Genomic DNA, 20,132 nt, shown 5'->3' with positions numbered 1-20,132 from the left:
ACCTTTATCTATTTTATACCCGTAACTTCACTTCGTCTTAACAGTGACTGATATAAAGAAATGTACATATCTGCAGAAGAACTCGTTGAGTAAACTAATGCACGTTCGTGAGCAGACTCCGAAAGATCGTCTAGTCTAACAGACTCAGTAACCCAAAGGATACCTTCCATCAAGTCAATAGAACAGTAGGGCTTAGCAATATAACCACACTTTCTATCTTCAACTATCTCACTAGGCCCTGTATCACCAAAGACCACTACAGGTGTTTTACAGTAAAGTGATTCAACAACTGTTTTACCAAATGCTTCTTTAATACTTGGAGCAACGAAAACATCAGCTGATGCATAAATAGTAGATAGCTTTGAGTTATCATCAACATAACCAAAATTGATATATTCGAATCCCAAAGTATCTATCTTGTTTGATCCTGAACCAAAAGAGCATAACAAATAATCGTTTTTATTTTTTATCTTAGACAAACTATCAAATAGTTTATCAATACCTTTATACTTGTCCTGTAGATTTATAGCCCCGAATAAAATTATTTTTTTATGTGTTTTTATATCTAATAACTTTCTAGCTTCAAGCTTTTCCACTAAATGAAATGAGTCGAAATTAATACCATTTGGTATGACCGAAATTTCGCTATTTTTCCATATATAGCTAGATTCAACTTCATTTTTTAACCAGTTACTGATGGCAACTGGAAAAATATCAAAACTAGATAATCTGACCTTATAATTCACTACATGTCGAACAAGAGACTCTTCTATAATATTTTTGGAATGAGGACAATTATTACATCCATGAATGAACTTTTCGCAACCGATTGAATAATGACAGCCACCGGTAAAAGGCCACATATCTCGAAATGTCCATATAGCTGTCTTATTCAAATGATCTAGATGCTTAACATTAATAAAGTTATTATTGATCCAGTGCAGGTGAACAATGTCAGCTTCCTTTATCTCTGGAAGGTTAGACAGTTTCAACCCAAAAACACCTGAGCTAAATAATGTTAAATCAGTTCGAGGGAATATCAAACGTTCGATTAACCTACTAACTTTTTTGAAAACCCTTGAAATAAGATTATTATACAAGTAAATAACGCTATCATCATCAACTCGTATAACACTATCAGTGATAACAATAGACTCCAAACCTTTGTCTCTTAGGGCGAGGTGCAACCAGTAAGCGCCTTTGGCGGCACCTTGTGTAAGGTTTCCTGCAACAACATGAACAACTTTCATAGTAAACTAGCCAATTAGATCTATCCATTTCTGCTTAATTGTTTCAAAATCATGTCTCCTGCCCATTGTTAATGAGTTATTACTATAAAAGCTATAGTTATTCTCTATCTGCTTTACAGCTTGAACAAATTCATCTTCACACCAAGTTTCACTCAATAAGATTCCGTTATCTCTAACAACATCCTGCGCTGCATCATAAGTGTTTCGTACTATTAACGGAAGGCCTCTTCGCATAGCTTCAATATTTGAAATGCCATAGCCTTCAAAGTCACTAGTCATTATATGGACAGAAGCCGAATCCAAAGCAGAAGTGATATCAGTTACTCTATCTTTAAAGAAGACATTTTTTATCCCTAGCGTGCTTACTAACTCTACAAGCGATTCTTTATCTGGACCATCCCCAACTATAGTTAAGCTATAATTACTCAATTTAACCATTGCTTTAATTGCTAAATCTATTCTCTTTGAAGAGTTTTCAATTCGGCATGCCATTATTAATTTTTTATTGTTATCTTTAGAATTACTATGTAATGTTGGTATTCTAGAGCAATGTCTAATGACATAAAGGCTATTTGCATTAAACCCTATAGACAAGAAACGCGTTTTATCATACTTTGAAAGTAAGACAATTTTTTTTGCGCTTAATATGGTTTTCCGTAACAATTCTATATTTGAGTCAAAGTAGTGCTCACTTTCAAACATGCTATCATAAGTACGATGTTGAATGAGTATAATATCTTCGAAATCTTTAAACATATTGATATACTTAGGGCTATTAACTACAATTGCCTGATAGCCTTCTAAACGTAATAGTTTATTCAACCTATACTTGTAAAGTACATCGCGACCTAAGACTATCAATGAAAGCTTGCTAAATAACCTGTTAATTAGGTTATATTTTAACGGGTAAATTACATTATACTCTTGAGAAGATATTAAAGGCTTTGTAAAACAACCGCTAACAAAGTCTACATTACCGTCAAAGATTTCATGTAGATTTTTTCCAAAAGTTTGAACTCCTCCTAAACCTCTTGGGTCTGGGCCGACAAATAATATCCTCAATTTTTTAATTTCCATATATAACGTAAAATCCCGTAGATCTTAGCAGATTTTAATAGTTGAATTGTATTGAACCTGATAACCCTAGATCGCCATGTTTTTTTCGCATAGATTAATTCAGCAACTCTGTTAATAAGAATGTTATTTGGATGTATAAGTGGGAAATTCATATCTTGGTAAGAATCAGATAATCCAACGCCCAATTTACTAGTCGTGTGGGTTGCAGTTTCAATACTAAATCCAATATTTACAATTGTATTACAGTAAGGATATATTGCCACCCCTCGGTTTATAATCATGCTATACGCCCAACGATATCCCCAGGAACTGTTCTTACCTTCTTTAGTTTGAGTAAAAGCTATTTTATTTGCTGAATATTCAATGTATGTTGGAAAGTTACGACGAAGCAGACCGCTATTAACCAATGTATCTAGTTCATCCATCTCAAAGTCAAACTTAGCCCAGGCTCTCTTCCAAGTCCCCCATCCCCAAAAAGACACATACCTAGAAAAATAGTAGCTATTACTTGGGCCTTCAATGCACTTTAGTGGCTTGTAACCACAGATAGCCATAACTCGCATATCGTCTTTGTAGTGAAGTAACATTTCTTTTTGGTACTCAAAAAAATCTGGACTGGGAATACAGTCTTCTTCCAATATTATTCCCAATTCTTCATTTTGAAATAGATAATTGATAGCGTACGGTACACATTTGGCACAGCCAAGATTTTGGGAATGATATATCTTTATTACATCGCAATCCCAGTTAATCTCTTTTTCAATGAGGCTTCTAACTTCATATACAACTTCATCCCTATCAACTCCAAATCTAGGGCCGTCATTTGAGACATATATTTTTTTTGGTTGAATTACCTTTAATGACTCAATGAGTTTCCTTGTTTGCTCGAGTTTATTGAATGTAATCAATAACACTGGAATATTAAATGACATGTTACTTCATCTTCTTAAAAATATAGAAGTCAGCAAATGAGCCACCAGATTCATATGGGTGGATGTTATCGATTTTTTCAACAAGCTCAAAACCGACATTATCACTTACCCATTTCGTAAACAGCCGATGCTTTACATGCCCTACTTCAGGGTTTTCTTCCTTATTGGATGAGTAGATAATGACGAAATTATTAGATGAGTCGAATAATCTTTGCATGTAATTATTAAACACGCCATCCTCTATAAGGTGGTATATTACATCTAGTGACAATGTTAGATCAGCTTTCTGGCCACTATACTCATCGACTAATAAAAATTTTTTACTTGAATCACCCAAAAACTTCTCTCGACATATTTCTACAGCTTTGGCACTAACATCGAAACCTATGTAGTTTTTATAGTTGGAGAGTAGCAACTGGTTACCATCCCCACACCCATATTCAACCACCGTATTAATATTATGCTTTTCAACAAAATCATTGATCACTTTTGCTTTAAAATCCGCCAATTCGTTATATGAACCATTACCAGAGTTACCTCCAGCTTGATATCGTTCTTCCCAATAGCTTTTAGAGCTAAAAGACTTTAAGCCTAACTTTCTAAGAATTTTATTAAACATGTTCCAACCCTAAATATTTAAACAATTATTTTTCTTATAAAAAACACTAGTACATTTCTTATAGGTTACATTTGGAGCTAATCCATAAAAATCAAGTTGTTTATAGTTAGCTTTGGTTAGAGCTTCAATCGCATCTTTGTACCTTTCTCGCTCTGAGTCATCCAAAACTATAACAGCACATTCATTAACTAAACTAATAACCGATTTTATACAGGAAACCCGTTCTCTTCCATCGACGATGATCAAATCAAATGTTCCAGTATCTGATCGCTTTTCAAATGAACGACTATAACCATCTTCAAGAGATACGTGTTGTAAGCTTACATTTCCCTTGAGAAAGTTATTTCTTCTCAAGTATTCCACCCATTTCTCATCGTGCTCTACGGCGTGTACAAAACTCGCCCTTGCCGAATAAAAGTTTGTAGAGTTACCACTGCCAAACTCAAAAATACGATGCGTGTCTTTCAATCGTTCTGAAATAAAATCTATAAAAGGATAAGTTACCCAAGGTACAGGCTCTCCATTCGAATCCACCGGGACACCTAGTTCAAGACTCTTCAACCACCCTATATCTGATAAATACCCCTTAATTCCCATAGAAAGCAGCCTTTTGCTACGTTTATAGTTCACTACACTATTAATAATATTAGTTACATTCATCTATTGTTACATCCACGAGTCGAAAGTTTTTATAGTCTAAGCCTTTAGGATAAGTGGTACCACTTTTCCAACCTAGCCAATACCGAGGGGCGATGATTTCTTTAGCATTTTTGTTCATAACCGCAGCCCAATATGAGAAGGTGCTTGGAGATATAATTAGGTAATCGCATTTAAGCATTAATGCAAAATCGACATACATATTATTATCCGAGACTATTATACTACCTAATGTCTCTAACTCCTTATAAACATATTCACGATCATCAGTAAATACAAGTAGAGTAAAGTCATCAACTGCTTCTCTTATTTTTAAAACCTCATCTTTGAAAAAATCTATTGGTAGGCTAGGATTTTTCTTTCCTAGCACACTATATTCTAAATAGTCATTTCTTCTAACATGAATACCTACAACCGTTTTTTCATTTAGATCAAATGAATCCCAATAATTATTTGCATCGCTCAGATGTTGTCGTTTTACAGAAAACTCCCTAGCAGGTAAGTTCGAAATCCCTTTATGATGACAATAGCAGGGATATACGTAATTGATAGGTAATAAGCCTTTTTTGTTTTCATAAATCCCATTTTCATGAGTAAAACAATGATATTTGCTAGTAGTAACATTAGTAGAGCTAATAACTCTTAACTTAGACAGAAATATCAGTATTCTTCTACCTACTCTATTAACTAACTTGTTAATAATTTTATTTTTACTTGTAATCAGATTTTCAAACTCTAATAGACTTTCCGCTTCGAGTAAGGAAGTAGAAAAAATAATCTCTCCTTCTCGTCTAAGGTGGTCTAGAAACCTCAATTGATACAATTGATTTCCCAACCCACCATTGCCTAAATATATAATCAAAACACACGCCTCAATTTTCTAAAAATAAAAGGAAAGATTAAAATAGATCTTATTCTTCTCATTACGTCTTTCCTAAACTCTTTCACAAAGCAGGGTGAAATAATAACTGTCATTAGTATTGCTATTACGCTCGCATAGGCTGCACCTTTAACACCAAAAATTGGTATAAATAGAGCATTAAGAACAACATTAACCAATAGACCTATGAGAACAAATATAAAGTTCGATTTTTGAAAACCTTCAGAAATAACCCATTTGTTTGCCACTATACCAACGCTAGCAATCATAGTTTCAATTATTCTTATTTTTAGGACATCAGAGCTTTCAGAAAAGCCCTCACCGAATAGCATACCAACAAAAAAATCAGAGAATATAAATGCACCTAAAACAGCTGACACTCCTAAAATTGATATTATAGAATACAAATCTTCTAGCTTTCCTTCATAGGATCCATCATTATTATTTACATATTCATACACTGCAGGAAATAAAGATGAGGAAAGAATCATTGGAATAAACAGCCAAGACTCACTTAACCGTACCGCCACCGAGTATATACCTAACTGCTCATTTCCAAGAAGGTTATATATCATAAGTGAATCTATCCTCGCATATAAAACAGTACAAATACTGGAAAGAAAAACGAAAAATGAAACTCTATATAACTTACCAATCGAGGAAAAATCAAAAACACCAATATTAACATTGCCTCGCAATATAAATAAATAATACAAAGACAGAATAACAACCGCGTCAAAAAGCAGCACATAGACAAGGTAATAGTAATGAAGACCAGAAAACGCAATATATAACTTAATTAATGAAGATACAGTTAATTGAAATATCCTACACTTCGCAACTATATCTGAGTTAACCTTCACTTGTTGCGTAACATCTACAATTGTCGTAAATGATAAAACAACAGATACGCTAACAATCAATAAATGATAATCTCTACTAAAGATAATCACATAGACAAAAGATAGTAGAAAAATTACAACTGAAACGATTAATCTAGCAAAAAATGCGTTAGTAAATAATTCATTAAATTTCGTTCTATCTTTCATCAATTCGATATAGTATGTGCTATCTACTCCAAATTTGGATATAGGAAGTAATATGCCATATATCAAAACATAGTAGCTATAACTACCAAAATCATGAGGCCCAAAAGTTCTAGCGACATATGCTCCCACTATTAAGCTTGAAAAAATAGACAATATTTTCTCGAGGAACAACCAAGAAGTACTCGAGAAATAGCGTTTAAAATCTGCCACTTAATACAGCCTTATAATTGACACACATAGACAGTGCTATTACACCTCATATTCACACCAAATTTCATCCATACATTCTAAAGATAAGATCTCTTGTTGTTTAACAAGCAGAGATGAACTATTAACTATAGTTAACAACCAAATTTGTCCAGTAGTTTACTTGATTCCTCATATCGGATCGAGTTTTGTTTTGATTGGATGCAACTTACTGTGTTTACTTTAAGATTGGATAATTATTTTTTCTGTCCCTCATTCAACTTTATTCAATCTATAAGCCGCATTTAAGCTTTTACGACGCTGAGAGTTTGCAAACCATAGTTCTGCCCTATGTAACGTTTCGTCGATCTTCATACGAGTAGTATTCGGTGTTAGAATAGTCCGATATATGCAAATTTTAGGTAGTTCACTATGATCATCGTAACTGGCGGCGCTGGCATGATTGGCAGCAACATCATCAAAGCACTTAACGAGCAAGGCATTAATGACATCTTAGTTGTCGATAACCTAAAGAACGGTAAGAAGTTTCAAAACCTCGTCGATCTTGATATCGCAGATTACATGGATCGAGATGATTTCCTTACGCAAATCATGGCAGGTGATGACTTTGGTCCTATCGAAGCTATTTTTCATGAAGGTGCATGCTCTGCGACCACTGAGTGGGATGGCAAGTACATGATGCTCAACAACTATGAGTACTCAAAAGAGCTTCTTCATTACTGCCTTGAGCGTGAAATTCCTTTCCTCTACGCTTCTTCTGCGGCAACTTACGGTGAGACAGATACTTTCATCGAAGAGAAACAGTACGAAGGCGCATTAAATGTCTATGGTTACTCTAAGCAGCAGTTTGACAACTACGTTCGTCGTATCTGGCAAGATGCCGAAGAACATGGCGAAAAGCTATCTCAAGTGACCGGATTCCGTTACTTCAACGTCTATGGTCCTCGCGAGCAGCACAAAGGCTCTATGGCTTCAGTAGCATTTCATTTAAACAACCAAATGAATGCTGGCGAGAATCCAAAGCTATTTGCTGGCAGTGAGACTTTCAAGCGAGACTTTGTTTACGTTGGCGATGTTGCAGCCGTTAACCTTTGGTTTATGCAAAATGGCGTATCAGGAATATTCAACCTTGGTTCTGGTAACGCTGAATCTTTTGAAGAAGTTGCTAAAGCGGTAATCAAGTACCACGGCCAAGGTACTGTAGAAACTATCCCATTCCCTGAGCACTTGAAAGGTGCCTACCAAGAATATACTCAAGCGGACTTAACAAACCTGCGCACAGCGGGTTGCAACCATCAGTTTAAAACTGTTGCAGAAGGTGTTGCTGAGTATATGTCGATTATCAATAAGTAACTCCACGACTTCAAATCTCCAGAGTTCGTGCTTTGAACTCTGGATGTTTGCAGATTAGAATACAGCGTTTATAAGAGTCTCGTGGGTTAACTGATGAATATTTTAATGGCACTGTCCCAGTTAGAAGTAACTGGAGCAGAAGTGTATGCGACAACTGTAGGCAATCAGCTAACCAAACGCGGTCATACCGTTCACTATGTATCGGATACTCTGACTAAACCATTCTTAGGTAATTTTTTTAAGCTTCGCTTCAATAAGCGCAGTATCCCGCGCCGATTTTGGCATGTCGCTTATCTTGTCTACCTCATCAAAAAACACAATATTCAACTGGTTCATGCTCACTCGCGCGCATCCAGCTGGAGCTGCCATGTTGCATGCAAAATCACTGGCACTCCTATGGTTACCACAGTGCATGGCCGCCAACCGGTGCACCGTTCACGTAAAGCCTTTCATGCCATGGGTGATAAAGCGCTTCCAGTGTGTGAAGCAATTGAGCAGCAACTGATTGAAGAACTGGCTGTACCTGCCACTCAGTTAACAGTAAGCCGAAATGGCATAGAGACTCAGGCATTTTCGCCAACTGAGCCCCCGAATAACACTAAACCTATCATTACCATTGTTGGTCGCTTGACTGGCCCTAAAGGTGATTTATGTTACCGCTTGCTAGATGAATGCCTCGATCTCGATAACTATGATGTGCGAGTCTTAACCGGCTCCGCCATGGAAGCTAGGTTTGAAAAGTTTGCCAACAAAGCCTCGTTCCCTGGTTATACCAACGATGTTGCACAGGTACTACATCAGTCAGACCTAGTCATTGGCGCAGGCCGAGTCGCTATGGAGTCTTTACTTTGTGGCCGTCCGACACTCGCGATTGGCGAGGCGATTTCAATTGGCATAGTCGATGAGCATAATCTGTCTCACGCGATGGCGACAAACTTTGGTGATATCGGCCCAAATATTCTCGATATCGATTTTAGCTCTATTGCCCAAGAAGTAGAAAAAGGTCTGAATCAGCCATCATGTGATCCTGCAGTCACACAAGCTATTCGTGATAACTACGACCTCGAAAATATCGTCTCCCAAGTTGAATCAATTTATCAAGATGTGGTGATCAGCAAACTGCAGAAAGAGATGCCTATCTTGATGTATCACCGCTTTATCGACAACGAATCGAAAAAAGGAACGCGCGGCCCATACATCGATATTAAGTTGTTTGAAAAACATCTTCAGCTGCTAAAACGTTTGGGCTTTGAGAGCCTTACGTTTGAAGGTTTGGCAAATAAAGGGACTATCGAAAGACTCAATCCCAATAAGCGTTACTTTATGCTAACGGTGGATGATGGTTTCGTCGACAACTATGAACTGATGTTACCTCTTTTGAAAAAGTATGGTTTCAAAGCAATTGTCTATGTCGTTACTGGCGAAACTTATAACCGCTGGGATGTTGAGGCAAGCGAGAACCCAGATAAGCCCTTCCAGCTAATGAATAGTGAGCAAATTAAAGCCATGGCAGACTCTGGCTATATTGAGATTGGTGGGCATACACTTACACATCCATTCTTGAGCAAACTTTCATATGAAGAACAAAAGCAAGAAATGGAACAGAACAAGCTTGAGCTAGAGTCCATCATCGGCAAACCGCTAACTTCATTTGCTTATCCGTATGGCGACCTAGACGAAAACTCAAAAAGAATTGCCAGAGAGCTCGAGTTTGATTTCGCGGTTGCGACAAATAGCGGCCCTCTCGCTTTTCACCAAGACCTATACCAAATCCGCCGTATTGCGATTTTTCCTAAAACCTCAGTGTTAGGTTTGTGGAGAAAAGTTGCCGGTAATTATGTATTTAGAAAGAACAAATAGAAGGTTTTTATGGCACACTTCTCTCTACTGGCGCGTCTTCGCAATAAAATACGTATTAAATCAGGCAATACGGTAGAAGTTGGCCAAAAGACTCGTATTCGTTACTGCGACATCCATGTGACTGGTAGTGGCAACAAGTTAGTTTTCAAAGATGGTGCTAATTTGAAAGGCGTCTCTATCGAGCTAGATGGCAATGATTGCACGCTAGTCATCGGCAAAGATTGTGTGATTGGTGAAAACTGCTTTATTTCTTGTCGGGAGCGAGGAACTCAACTCACGATTGGTGACAACTGTATGTTTTCACGCAACGTAAAAGTAATGACTAGTGATGGGCATAACATTCTGAAACAGGGGCAGCGAATGAACCCTGCAAAGAGTATTCATATCGGAAACAGCGTCTGGCTTGCTGATAATGTCACTGTCTTAAAAGGTGCATCTATTGGCAATAACTCTGTCGTGGGTATTAACTCTACTTTAACTAAGAGCATTAACCATAACGTCGTTGCGGTTGGTAACCCAGCTAGAGTGATACAAGAAGACATTAACTGGGCAAATGAGCTCACATATTAGGCCTAATTCTAATGACCATTAAAAAAATCCACACTGTTTGGCTTGGTAGTCAAATGAATACTCTTGCTCAAGTCTGCATTGCCGATTGGGTTAAACAAGGTTTTGATGTAACCGTTTGGACAGATCAATCGCACTTAGTTAAACAGTGGATTAATGAGTGCCGGTTTGCTCGAGAATGCTTAGATCGTAAACTTTATGCATTTGTTTCTGACTATATCAGGCTGAAGGTGCTGCAACACACTGGCGGACTATATTTAGATACAGACGTTACCATTACTAAAGATCCATTTGAACTTTTTGAGGGGCTTCTTTTTTCCGTTGGGTATGAGACAGACACTCAAACTGGTACCGCAGTTATTTACAGTGAGCCTAACTCAAAAATCTTGGCTCGTTTGATAGAGTTTTACGAAAAAGACATATGGAACTCACCGCTTTATATTGGTCCATCAATTCAAACATACGTCCTTTTTCAAGAAGATTGGCGAAATAGAGAAGCCTGTAGAGTACATGAGAAAGCTGCTTTTTTTGAGTACGACCCTGACAAATGTAAGTTAGAGTATACTCCGAGCGAGAAAGTTTATATGACTCACTGGTTTAACAACAGTTGGTCTTCCAAACGAAGTCTAGGTTTCTTAATTGGGAAGCATAAAGGGCCAATAGGTCGTTTCTATGAATGGCAAAAGCAGTTGTTACGAAAGTAGCACTAAGTACCGTTCCCTTCTCGCAGAGATGACATAATCAGGCATCCAATTAGAAAGATATAAAAGTAAGCCGCTTGGTTGTATATTGTAAAGTGTGACTCAAACTGAGTTGATATAACAGTAAATATAGCAATTGGGTAACTATAGACTTTATAATGTGAATCGCACTTTATTAGGAATGGCGTCAAGAGTAAAAGACACATCAGAGCCACTGCTATCACGCCACCTTTTACTCCAGCTTGCACAAATATATTATGATAGCTAGATTTATTATGATGAAGTATCTTGTGCGCTCTATCTTGCATAGTGCCAACTTGATAAGAACTTTGTATTTTACTTTGTTCTTCCTTGTCACTCAAGCCTATTATAGGGCTACTTTTTATGAACTCTAGACCATTGAACCACATATCATATCTAGAACCTAATGATGTATTTAAGTTACCTTTCTCAATTTGAGAGTACTCCCACTTAGTAGCATTTATTCTTTTTTTAAACATATCTACATGAGTTAAAGTAACGCTACCAATCAAGAATACACCAATTAGAGCAAATTGCATTTTAAATGATTTATTTCTCAAGCACCTAATCATAACAAAAAACAATACAACAAACATTGCCAACCATGATGTTCTCGTTTGAGATAAAGCAATACATAGTACCAATATAACGAAAGATATAACGTCAAAAGCTATATTTCTAACTATTACTTTCTTACAATTGAATAAATCAACTAGAACCAGAACTAATAACAAACCAGCGGCAAAACCATATGGGCCAGAATTCACGATCCCACCGATTCTCATATCATTAAGTATGATAAGTTGATAACATGCTACCGCACCAAAAAATAGGGAACTTACAAATATCATATCCCTAAGCACTTTATGTTCAAAAAATCGATATGGGACCAAAAGGAAGTAGAAAAATATCGTCCAAACAACTCTAGCGAAATCAAAATGCCCACCTCTAAAATAATGAAGGAAACTAAAATAACTAGCAATAAGAGCCAAGATCAGCAAGAAAAAACCACTCTCTTTATGCCTTATTTTTGAACGTACTTCTGAAGGGTACACTGTGACGCAGTATATACAAACAAGCGCAACAAGGCGTGAAATAACGTGTTTTGATTCAGGAAAGTTAAATACAATAGCCCAACTCCAAATAACTGGGCTCAATAAGAGAAAACGCTCCCATATTTTTAGGTCGATATATTTCATTGATATTTATATTTAGAGTTTGTTTTTTTCATCATATATTTTCTAAATAGAGAGTAAATCTCTCTAGTCAGTTTTCTATAGACAGGTGGTTTAGACTCTTCACCCAACTGGATAGTGGTCCCAAACTCTTCTGGATGCTCTTCCAGCGTTGGTATAATTGTTGGGTACATTTGATATGAAGGCATCCCGTGCAAATAGAGGGAACCAATATAGTTGTCGACTGGCATGCTCCAACGTTCGGATCCATTTAGCAACTTCTGAGCGGCTTGTGGAGAAATGGCATAAGAGCGTGTACCACCAAAATTGTTATCCATAAAAGATATGGAATACGTATCGCACTCTTCTTTCATAAAGAGATTACATTTGGTCGTTTCCGGCTCTAAACGAAGAAAGCCGTATTGCTCCACTTTGTCTTCGATATATGGGAGTAAATCAACAATAACTGGCTTTACATATGAGTCGTCTTCAATCACTAAGATTGACTCACCAGACGATACACACTTTTGCCAAATCAAGTAATGACTCGCATAACACCCCATTTCGCCCTTAGATGGCATACGGCCATTAGTTAGCCACAGACGTTTGAAGTAGTCATACTTAGCAAACAGTGGGTGAGGAGGCTCAGCGCGACCATCTACTGCATCAAAAAATTCGAACTCTAACCCTAAGGCATCAAGCTGCTTTTTTATGTTTTCTCTTCTTTCAGGAGAGCGTTTCAAGCTGATGACGCAGATTTTCATTGATTGATGTCTCACTTACACGAACTGATTACAGTAAACTGGACGCTAATTAGACCATAATCATGCTTCTGTTTGAATTATTTTCCATACAAGAACACGCATTATTGATAAAAGTAGATAAAACCGTGACGTTATCATCACACCAACAATATGCTATCCTCAACGTCGATTCACATGCAGATAACAGTTAGATGAAAATTCTTATCATTGGCCCATCGTGGGTGGGAGACATGGTCATGTCTCAAAGCCTCTATATATCGCTAAAAAAACAGCACCCACAAGCCGAGATTGATGTCCTGGCTCCTGCTTGGTGTAAACCGATTCTTGAGCGTATGCCACAAGTCTCTCGCGCAATCGAAATGCCGATTGGGCACGGTAAGTTTGACTTGTTTGCGAGAAGAAAAATTGGCAAAGATCTGCAAAAAAACCATTACACCCACGCATTTGTATTACCCAATTCAGCAAAATCCGCATTGATCCCTCTGTTTGCCGGCATTCCAAACAGAACCGGCTGGAAAGGTGAATTCCGCTATGGCTTGCTGACTGATTTAAGACCAGACAAACGTGTCTTCCAATACATGGTTGAACGCTATGTTGCTTTAGCGGCAAACAAAGCAAGCATGCGAGACGAAGTGGAATTAAAAAACTGCCCAACGCCTAAGTTAACGGTTGATGCAGAAAATCAGATTAAAGCCAGAACGAGACTGCAACTCACGTCAAACAAACCCGTTATTGGTTTATGTCCAGGTGCTGAGTTTGGTCCTGCGAAACGCTGGCCAGATCACTATTACGCTCAAGTAGCCAAACATGCCATTTCCTGTGGTTATCAGATTTGGCTATTTGGCTCAGGAAAAGATCATCCCGTCTGTGAACTGATTCGTTCCGCGTTAAATGAAGATGACCAACAGTTCGTTCATAATCTCGCCGGACAAACATCATTAATAGAAGCCGTTGATTTGCTAGCTGCATGCCATACAGTTGTAACCAATGATTCCGGCTTAATGCATGTTTCATCTGCAGTCGGCTGCAATATTGTTGCCATCTATGGTTCTAGTTCACCAGAATATACACCTCCACTGACAGACAAGCTTGCTATGGTGCATACAGATATTGAGTGTCGCCCCTGCTTTAAGCGAGAGTGTCCATATGGGCACCTTGACTGTCTCAATAAGCTGATGCCAGAAAAAGTTATCAACGCTCTAAGTACATTTATTGGAAAAGAAAATAATGAAACACCTTTGGTTTGAGAAAGGCGCTTATGCCGCAAAAAGTGCTCGTCAATATATTAAAGATGAGTTCGAACCCAAGAACATAAAAAAAATTGCTGTCATTCGTCACGCCGCACTAGGTGATCAAGTTATTGTGCGTCCTTTCTTGGTGGAAGCGAGAAAGTTCTTCCCAAACGCAGAAATCACTCTGGTTACCGTTTCCAACTACCTTTACGGCACCCCATCAGAATTAGCAGATAAAACTATCGTGATGAAAAGTCGCGAAGATTCAAAGGGGCTATCGTTAAAAGAGAAGTATCAAGATTACAATCAGCTTGACGAGCAAGATATTGTTTTTGACGTCGCCGGTACTAACCGCTCTTATTGGCTGACGCTACTCACTAAAGCAAAATTAAAAGTAGGGTTCCCGTACACATCATTCTTGTGCGGAAAGCTGTACAACCTCGCTGTGTTTCGTTCGGACTTTCAGCCTGAAGTTGAATGCATGCTCGACATGCTAAAAATCCTTGGCCACAACCCAACTTACCCACTCGACTTCGCTTATCCCGATCACCGTGAACTAAAAGATACCTATGAACCATACGTGGTCTACTTTAGTGGTGCTTCTCAGCTAAGAAAAATACTTTCTAAACAGGAAATGCGTGAGGTCATCGAGCAAGCGATTGAACATCAACCTGATGTTAAGCATGTTTTCCTTGAAGGAAAGAATGATTTTGAGAAAGGTGAATTTTTACAAGATCTTGCTGACGCTGGAAAACTTAAGATTCAACCTTGCTTGCCGCTAGATGAACTGGTCGAGTTTATCGCTAAAGCTACTTTGGTTGTAGCACCCGATACCGGCATACGCAATGTCGCGATATCAACGCATACACCCACTGTTGGTATCTTCTACGCTACGGTTCCATTCCGCTATACACCATTGTACGAAAAACATTGGATAGTAATGAATGCCAATGGCAGTAAGCCAACTAGCGATCAAATCGTTGCATCGATTGGCTGCGCACTAAATTCAAATAATAACTAAAGGTAGGAAATCAAAATAATGAGCCAACTTAAGATATTAATCGCTAATCGATTAATTCGCCTTACAGGAAATATTTTTAAGGTGCTTTCCTATCCATTTCATTGGGCGCTACCAAAAGTTCGCTTTACCATTCCAGCTTATGCGCCAGCCAAAGTAAGGTTAAGCGGCGACAGAGCAATTCCTCGAACCATCTGGCAAACAAACTTTACCGATCAGGCGAGTCTTCCAGTTTATCTGAATTACCTTTTTAACCGCCTGATGTCACTCAACTGTGACTATCGCTACGTAAGCACGGAAGCGAGAGGAGAGTTCCTAAAAGAGAATGCTTCTCCCGAAGTTTATACAGCCTACTCTCGTCTGACCAATGGCGCAGCACAAGCTGACCTTTGGCGTCTGGTTGTCTTAAATACTCAAGGTGGTGTTTATATGGACATTGACGCCACTCTAGTTTGGTCTTTAGACAAACTACTCGGGAATGATAAAGAGCTATATATCAAAGTCAGTAACAACACTGAGATTACTAACTACTTTATTGCATCAGCGCCTAATAACGAGGACTTACAGGCGACGATTGACCAAGTGGTATATAACATCAACCACTATAAACCTGAAATGGGCATTTACCATTCAACGGGTCCTACCGTTCTGAATCAAGCTCTGGAAGGAAAACCAGTTAATACTGAAGATAGAAAGTACGTTTGTATCCAGGGCACATTTACCAATGAACATTTTCAGTACATCGATAAGCCACGCGGTAAGTGGACACATATAAACCCAGAAGATCTTGTAAAGTAAACGTGCTAGCCCGATTCTTATACTCTCTACTACTGACACTGGTCGCCCCGCTTCTTTTATACAGTCTCTATAAAAAGAAGCAGGGCAAGCCGAGTGTGGGCAAAAGGTGGAAAGAGCACTTCGGTTTTACCCCCACCATCCCTAATTGCCAACAGCCGATTTGGATTCACGCAGCTTCTGTCGGTGAAACGATTGCTGTTACTCCATTGATTAAACAGCTCAAGTCTCGCCACCCTGAGGTAGACATCGTACTCACGACTACAACGTCAACAGGTGCCGAACAAGCCGAGCGGCTAGGAGGCTTAGTTACACACCGCTATACTCCCGTAGATTTCTCATTTGCGATTAGCAAGTTTATTCGAGTCATCAAACCATCACAGTTAATCATTGTTGAAACCGAGTTGTGGCCAAACACTCTTAACGTGGTTGGTAAAGCTGGAATACCTATTACCTTGCTCAATGCGCGTCTGTCTGAAAAATCCTATCGTGGCTATAAAAAAGTTCTCCCCTTATTCATCCCAATGGCCAAACAGCTATCCAAAGTTCTGTGCCAATACCATGATGATGCGGAGCGTTTTTTCAATCTCGGTGTGGATAAGGAAAAGCTGGTCGTCACGGGCTCGATAAAGTTCGATATATCTATAACAGATACCGTACTCACTCAGGGCAATCAATTGAGAGAACAGTTAGGTAAAGACCGCCCAGTCTGGATTGCCGCTAGCACTCATGAAGGTGAAGACAAGCAATTGTTATCAGTACATAGGCAGCTTCTCTCCTATCTACCAGAATGTCTATTGATTATTGTTCCCAGGCACCCAGAGCGGTTTAGCAATGTCGCTAAGCTATCCCAAGAGCTAGGCTTTCTAACAGTAACGAGAAGTAGTGGTAATGTCATCGAACAAGAAACTCAAGTTTACCTTGGCGATACCATGGGAGAGATGCTCACTTTAATGCAGGCCAGTGACGTCTGTTTTATGGGTGGCAGCTTGATCGGAAAAAAAGTCGGTGGCCATAATTTACTAGAGCCAGCTGCACTTGGCATACCGACTCTGACTGGACCAAGTTATTACAATTTTACTGATATCACTCACGCTCTTGTTGCCTCGGGTGCATGTAAAATTACTGACAATGCTGAGAGTATTGTATCGCAGCTAAAGTTCTGGCTAACGGACAAACAGCAGCGACAAGCAAGCGGTCAACAGGCGCTATCTGTGGTAAATAAAAATACTGGTGCCATCAATCAATCCCTCGCTCAAATAGATCTGGACTAGGAACTAAATTACATGAAAAAGCTAATCGTCGACTTAGACGGAACACTCACGCAAGCCAACACTTCAGACTATAAAAATGTCCTACCGCGTACAGACGTGATTGAGCAACTAAAAAACTATAAAGAACAAGGGTTTGAAATAGTGATCGCCACTGCGCGTAATATGCGAACCTATCAAGGTAATATAGGTAAAATCAATATCCATACTCTACCTATCATTACAGAATGGCTGGACAAACATGACATCCCTTACGATGAAATCATTGTAGGAAAACCATGGTGCGGCCATGAAGGTTTCTACATTGATGACCGAGCAGTACGTCCGTCAGAGTTTGCAGAACTCTCATTTGAGCAAATTAACCAGCTATTTGAAAAGGAAAAACAATGTTCCTAATTATGTCCGGAGCCTATGTTGGACAAGAACTGGAATCGGAGTTTGGCCATATTCCACCTAGCTTTTTGCCACTAGGTAATCGACGATTGTTTCAGCATCAAGTTGCTCTGGTACCAGATGGAGTTGATGTATACCTATCAGTTCCAGAATCTTTTTCTGCTTCAAGTCTCGATCAGCAATGGTTAAAACAACAAAATGTAACTTTAATCAATACACCTGATGGTCTCAGCTTGGGTGCTTCCATAGTCGCTGCGATTAATATCAGTGGTCACTCGCTAAACACACCTTTACATATTCTCTATGGCGATACCCTTTTCTCTCAGCTTCCTATCGGTGATGATATCGCGAGTATTTCGACTGCGAAAGACAGTTATAACTGGGCAGTATTAACTGATGACAAGGCTCATTGGCTAAAAGATACCGAACAACAACTAAGCGCAGAAACTAATCGCATTATCGATGGCTACTTTAAGTTTAGCCAACCGCGTGAGTTAGTTCGTTGCATAACCCAAAGCGAATGGAACTTCATCGAGGGGTTAAACCGTTACCATCAATCGGTAGGACTCACGCCTGTTGACTCAAATGGTTGGCTGGATTTTGGCCATGTAAACACTTACTATCGCTCAAAAGCAGAGCATACCACTCAACGAGCGTTTAATGAGCTGACTATAACACCAAAGTGGATTGAAAAAGCGAGCATTAAAAACGAAAAAATTGCCGCAGAGGCTAATTGGTTCGAGCTGCTCCCATATCCACTGCGTGGTTACATCCCACAGTATTTAGGCAGCCGTAACGAGCAAGGCAAAGTTTCATACAAACTTGAATACCTGCATCTTACCGCTTTGAACGAGTTATTCGTTTTTTCAAAATTGCCAACCCAAGTTTGGCAGCAAATCCTAACAGGCTGTATTGAGTTTCTATCCGCTTGCAGCAGGCAATCCGTTGAAGCGGATACTCACGCCAACACGCTAGATATTCTCTTTGGCGGAAAAACCCCTGAACGATTAGCTGAATTCTGCCAAGCGCGAAACATCGACCTAGACAGCACTTGGATTTATCAAGACCAAGAAGTCACTCTCAAGCAAATTCTTGCAAATAGTGAGAAGCATCTACCTGACGCCCAAGCACAACTTGGCGTTTTACATGGCGACTTTTGCTTCAGCAATATCCTATATGACTTTCGAGCTGGCAAAGTAAAAACCATAGACCCTAGAGGGATGACGCCTGATGGACGTCTGACGATCTATGGTGATGTTCGCTATGATCTTGCAAAGCTGAGTCACTCTATTTTAGGCCTATATGATTGGATCATTGCCGGCTACTATGATGTATCCCTTAAGGGCCAAAGTATTACTTTGTGTATTGAAGATAACGGTGCTCATAGAGAAACACAGCAAGCCTTTATACAAATGGTCGAAGAAGAGTTTGGCATTACAGCGCAAAACTTATACGCCATGCAGATCCAACTTTTCCTCTCTATGCTACCACTTCACGCGGATGATAAGCGTCGACAAGATGCCCTATTCGCCAATGCATTCAGACTACATCAAATTCTGCAGAGGCTAGAACAATGATCGTGATACCAATGGCGGGCATGAGCTCGCGCTTTTTTAAAGCTGGCTACACAAAGCCTAAGTACATGCTTGAAGCTCACGGTGAAACCTTATTTGACCATTCTGTTAAGAGCTTTCAGGCTTATTTTGCTTCACTACCATTTCTGTTCATCGTCAGAGATGTCTACGAAACAGAAGCCTTTGTTAAACAGCGAGCACAACAGCTTGGTATCAAAGAGTTTTACGTTGTTGTTCTAAACCAAGAAACAAGGGGGCAGGCGGAAACTGTTGCCTTAGGTTTAGAATTATTAGAGCAACAACTTCCCGACTATCAGGGAGCGATTACCGTATTTAACATTGACACTTTCAGGCCTAATTTTAAATTTCCTGATGTCAGTAAAGTCGGTGATGCCTATTTGGAAGTATTTAGAGGCTCTGGTGACAACTGGTCTTTTGCACTGCCAAAAAATGAAGGCTCAACTAAAGTAATCAAAACTGCTGAGAAGAACCCAATATCTGATCTTTGTAGCACAGGTCTGTATCATTTTAATCGCAAGCAAGCCTACATAGATGCCTATCAAGCCTATGTAGCTAAGCCTAAACAAGAATGGGAAAAAGGAGAACTGTACATTGCTCCTTTATATAACCTACTGATAGAAAAAGGCTTAGAGGTTCACTACCATCTAATTGAACGAAGTGAAGTGATCTTCTGTGGCGTTCCGCAAGAGTACACGGACTTTCTTAACAGGTAGCAA

The 20,132-nt window shown here is 39.1% G+C and carries 20 protein-coding genes; 11 read left to right on the top strand and 9 right to left on the bottom strand.

Going from position 1 to position 20,132, the window contains the following annotated elements:
* Positions 1–8: 8 nt before the first annotated feature.
* Genes QTN95_RS06030 through QTN95_RS06000 form a run of 7 tightly spaced genes read right to left on the bottom strand, consistent with a single transcriptional unit; the run spans position 9 to position 6,674 of the window.
* Positions 9–1,250, bottom strand: a complete 1,242-nt coding sequence (locus QTN95_RS06030; protein ID WP_331416731.1) for a glycosyltransferase — start codon at positions 1,248–1,250, stop codon at positions 9–11.
* Between the two features lie 6 nt (positions 1,251–1,256).
* Positions 1,257–2,327: a glycosyltransferase gene (locus QTN95_RS06025; RefSeq protein WP_331416730.1), complete on the bottom strand. Its 1,071-nt coding sequence runs from the start codon at positions 2,325–2,327 to the stop codon at positions 1,257–1,259.
* On the bottom strand, positions 2,309–3,259 hold the full coding sequence (locus tag QTN95_RS06020; RefSeq protein ID WP_331416729.1) for a hypothetical protein: 951 nt from the start codon (positions 3,257–3,259) through the stop codon (positions 2,309–2,311). The genes QTN95_RS06025 and QTN95_RS06020 overlap by 19 nt, the downstream gene beginning before the upstream one ends.
* Before the next feature lies 1 nt (position 3,260).
* Complete coding sequence (locus QTN95_RS06015; protein WP_331416728.1) at positions 3,261–3,878, bottom strand: class I SAM-dependent methyltransferase; 618 nt, start codon at positions 3,876–3,878, stop codon at positions 3,261–3,263.
* A gap of 9 nt (positions 3,879–3,887) precedes the next feature.
* Positions 3,888–4,538: a hypothetical protein gene (locus QTN95_RS06010; protein WP_331416727.1), complete on the bottom strand. Its 651-nt coding sequence runs from the start codon at positions 4,536–4,538 to the stop codon at positions 3,888–3,890.
* Positions 4,525–5,397 carry an alpha-1,2-fucosyltransferase gene (locus tag QTN95_RS06005; RefSeq protein ID WP_331416726.1) on the bottom strand — a complete coding sequence of 291 codons (873 nt, stop codon included), beginning with the start codon at positions 5,395–5,397 and terminating at the stop codon, positions 4,525–4,527. Before QTN95_RS06005 ends, QTN95_RS06010 begins: the two co-directional genes overlap by 14 nt.
* A complete protein-coding gene (locus tag QTN95_RS06000) occupies positions 5,394–6,674 on the bottom strand; it encodes a flippase (protein ID WP_331416725.1) in 1,281 nt (426 codons plus the stop codon). Before QTN95_RS06000 ends, QTN95_RS06005 begins: the two co-directional genes overlap by 4 nt.
* A gap of 408 nt (positions 6,675–7,082) precedes the next feature.
* On the opposite strand from QTN95_RS06000, the gene rfaD reads away from it, so the two are divergent.
* The 4 genes from rfaD (at position 7,083) to QTN95_RS05980 (ending at position 11,155) form a co-directional block, all read left to right on the top strand.
* A complete protein-coding gene (gene rfaD / locus QTN95_RS05995; protein WP_331416724.1) occupies positions 7,083–8,024 on the top strand; it encodes an ADP-glyceromanno-heptose 6-epimerase in 942 nt (313 codons plus the stop codon).
* Positions 8,025–8,117: 93 nt separating this feature from the next.
* Complete coding sequence (locus tag QTN95_RS05990) at positions 8,118–9,884, top strand: polysaccharide deacetylase family protein (protein WP_331416723.1); 1,767 nt, start codon at positions 8,118–8,120, stop codon at positions 9,882–9,884.
* 9 nt (positions 9,885–9,893) lie between these two features.
* On the top strand, positions 9,894–10,454 hold the full coding sequence (locus tag QTN95_RS05985; RefSeq protein ID WP_331416722.1) for an acyltransferase: 561 nt from the start codon (positions 9,894–9,896) through the stop codon (positions 10,452–10,454).
* Between the two features lie 11 nt (positions 10,455–10,465).
* Positions 10,466–11,155, top strand: coding sequence for a glycosyltransferase family 32 protein (locus QTN95_RS05980; RefSeq protein WP_331416721.1), 690 nt, complete (start codon positions 10,466–10,468; stop codon positions 11,153–11,155).
* A gap of 2 nt (positions 11,156–11,157) precedes the next feature.
* On the opposite strand, the gene QTN95_RS05975 is transcribed toward QTN95_RS05980, so the two are convergent.
* Together QTN95_RS05975 and QTN95_RS05970 are read right to left on the bottom strand one after the other, a co-directional pair.
* On the bottom strand, positions 11,158–12,372 hold the full coding sequence (locus QTN95_RS05975; RefSeq protein WP_331416720.1) for an O-antigen ligase family protein: 1,215 nt from the start codon (positions 12,370–12,372) through the stop codon (positions 11,158–11,160).
* The gene (locus QTN95_RS05970) at positions 12,369–13,112 is read right to left on the bottom strand and encodes a glycosyltransferase family 25 protein (RefSeq protein ID WP_331416719.1); all 744 of its coding nucleotides are present in this window, start codon (positions 13,110–13,112) and stop codon (positions 12,369–12,371) included. The genes QTN95_RS05975 and QTN95_RS05970 overlap by 4 nt, the downstream gene beginning before the upstream one ends.
* Before the next feature lie 191 nt (positions 13,113–13,303).
* Between QTN95_RS05970 and waaF the strand changes: the two genes are divergently transcribed.
* From waaF to QTN95_RS05935, 7 genes are read left to right on the top strand one after another with little or no spacing between them, the layout of a single operon-like run.
* On the top strand, positions 13,304–14,359 hold the full coding sequence (waaF, locus tag QTN95_RS05965; RefSeq protein WP_331416718.1) for a lipopolysaccharide heptosyltransferase II: 1,056 nt from the start codon (positions 13,304–13,306) through the stop codon (positions 14,357–14,359).
* A complete protein-coding gene (locus QTN95_RS05960) occupies positions 14,340–15,365 on the top strand; it encodes a glycosyltransferase family 9 protein (RefSeq protein WP_331416717.1) in 1,026 nt (341 codons plus the stop codon). The genes waaF and QTN95_RS05960 overlap by 20 nt, the downstream gene beginning before the upstream one ends.
* Positions 15,366–15,383: 18 nt before the next feature.
* Positions 15,384–16,160, top strand: coding sequence for a glycosyltransferase family 32 protein (locus QTN95_RS05955; RefSeq protein WP_331416716.1), 777 nt, complete (start codon positions 15,384–15,386; stop codon positions 16,158–16,160).
* A gap of 2 nt (positions 16,161–16,162) precedes the next feature.
* Positions 16,163–17,431 carry a lipid IV(A) 3-deoxy-D-manno-octulosonic acid transferase gene (gene waaA, locus QTN95_RS05950; RefSeq protein ID WP_331416715.1) on the top strand — a complete coding sequence of 423 codons (1,269 nt, stop codon included), beginning with the start codon at positions 16,163–16,165 and terminating at the stop codon, positions 17,429–17,431.
* Between the two features lie 12 nt (positions 17,432–17,443).
* Positions 17,444–17,824 (top strand): HAD-IIIC family phosphatase, encoded by a 381-nt coding sequence (locus QTN95_RS05945; RefSeq protein WP_331416714.1) that lies wholly within the window; start codon positions 17,444–17,446, stop codon positions 17,822–17,824.
* A complete protein-coding gene (locus tag QTN95_RS05940) occupies positions 17,815–19,398 on the top strand; it encodes a phosphotransferase (RefSeq protein WP_331416713.1) in 1,584 nt (527 codons plus the stop codon). The genes QTN95_RS05945 and QTN95_RS05940 overlap by 10 nt, the downstream gene beginning before the upstream one ends.
* Complete coding sequence (locus QTN95_RS05935; protein WP_331416712.1) at positions 19,395–20,129, top strand: glycosyltransferase family 2 protein; 735 nt, start codon at positions 19,395–19,397, stop codon at positions 20,127–20,129. Before QTN95_RS05940 ends, QTN95_RS05935 begins: the two co-directional genes overlap by 4 nt.
* Positions 20,130–20,132: the final 3 nt, after the last annotated feature.

The sequence above is a fragment of the Vibrio sp. M260112 genome, from assembly GCF_036533775.1.
Taxonomy (GTDB): Bacteria; Pseudomonadota; Gammaproteobacteria; order Enterobacterales; family Vibrionaceae; genus Vibrio.
Note: the sequence above shows the minus strand (reverse complement) of the source record. Positions and strands in the feature narration are given on the sequence as shown.

Bases quoted from the DNA above. Each gene is read 5' to 3' on its own strand.
- QTN95_RS06030 (WP_331416731.1), bottom strand. From the start codon at position 1,250: ATGAAAGTTGTTCATGTTGTTGCAGGAAACCTTACACAAGGTGCCGCC.
- QTN95_RS06025 (WP_331416730.1), bottom strand. From the start codon at position 2,327: ATGGAAATTAAAAAATTGAGGATATTATTTGTCGGCCCAGACCCAAGA.
- QTN95_RS06020 (WP_331416729.1), bottom strand. From the start codon at position 3,259: ATGTCATTTAATATTCCAGTGTTATTGATTACATTCAATAAACTCGAG.
- QTN95_RS06015 (WP_331416728.1), bottom strand. From the start codon at position 3,878: ATGTTTAATAAAATTCTTAGAAAGTTAGGCTTAAAGTCTTTTAGCTCT.
- QTN95_RS06010 (WP_331416727.1), bottom strand. From the start codon at position 4,538: ATGAATGTAACTAATATTATTAATAGTGTAGTGAACTATAAACGTAGC.
- rfaD (WP_331416724.1), top strand. From the start codon at position 7,083: ATGATCATCGTAACTGGCGGCGCTGGCATGATTGGCAGCAACATCATC.
- QTN95_RS05990 (WP_331416723.1), top strand. From the start codon at position 8,118: ATGAATATTTTAATGGCACTGTCCCAGTTAGAAGTAACTGGAGCAGAA.
- QTN95_RS05985 (WP_331416722.1), top strand. From the start codon at position 9,894: ATGGCACACTTCTCTCTACTGGCGCGTCTTCGCAATAAAATACGTATT.
- QTN95_RS05980 (WP_331416721.1), top strand. From the start codon at position 10,466: ATGACCATTAAAAAAATCCACACTGTTTGGCTTGGTAGTCAAATGAAT.
- QTN95_RS05975 (WP_331416720.1), bottom strand. From the start codon at position 12,372: ATGAAATATATCGACCTAAAAATATGGGAGCGTTTTCTCTTATTGAGC.
- QTN95_RS05970 (WP_331416719.1), bottom strand. From the start codon at position 13,112: ATGAAAATCTGCGTCATCAGCTTGAAACGCTCTCCTGAAAGAAGAGAA.
- waaF (WP_331416718.1), top strand. From the start codon at position 13,304: ATGAAAATTCTTATCATTGGCCCATCGTGGGTGGGAGACATGGTCATG.
- QTN95_RS05960 (WP_331416717.1), top strand. From the start codon at position 14,340: ATGAAACACCTTTGGTTTGAGAAAGGCGCTTATGCCGCAAAAAGTGCT.
- QTN95_RS05955 (WP_331416716.1), top strand. From the start codon at position 15,384: ATGAGCCAACTTAAGATATTAATCGCTAATCGATTAATTCGCCTTACA.
- QTN95_RS05945 (WP_331416714.1), top strand. From the start codon at position 17,444: ATGAAAAAGCTAATCGTCGACTTAGACGGAACACTCACGCAAGCCAAC.
- QTN95_RS05940 (WP_331416713.1), top strand. From the start codon at position 17,815: ATGTTCCTAATTATGTCCGGAGCCTATGTTGGACAAGAACTGGAATCG.
- QTN95_RS05935 (WP_331416712.1), top strand. From the start codon at position 19,395: ATGATCGTGATACCAATGGCGGGCATGAGCTCGCGCTTTTTTAAAGCT.